This window comes from Pseudomonas persica (assembly GCF_900291015.1).
GTDB lineage: Bacteria > Pseudomonadota > Gammaproteobacteria > Pseudomonadales > Pseudomonadaceae > Aquipseudomonas.
On sequence record NZ_OLKL01000042.1, the window covers coordinates 1 to 276 of the forward strand.

The following is a 276-nucleotide window of genomic DNA, read 5'->3' on the forward strand; positions in this document are numbered from 1 at the left end:
GAACAGTGGCATGCAGCGCGGCGTCAAACGCTGCCTACGGCGGCGGCGACCGCAGCGCTGAAGCGCTGGGCAACCTCGTCGATCTGCTCGGCACTGATGATCAACGGCGGCAGAAAACGCACCACCGCCCCATGCCGCCCACCCAACTCCAGGATCAGCCCGCGCTTGAGGCACTCGCGCTGCACCTTCGGCGCCAAGTCGCGGTTAGCCGGTGGGTGGCCCAGCGCATCCGGCTGGCCTTGTGGGTCGACCAGTTCCACACCCAGCATCAAGCCA

At 67.4% G+C, this 276-nt stretch carries 1 pseudogene; it reads right to left on the bottom strand.

Features of this window, described 5'->3' with window-relative positions:
* Nucleotides 1–23: 23 nt before the first annotated feature.
* Nucleotides 24–276: pseudogene (locus FQ664_RS19990) on the bottom strand (diaminobutyrate--2-oxoglutarate transaminase); the annotation flags it as partial.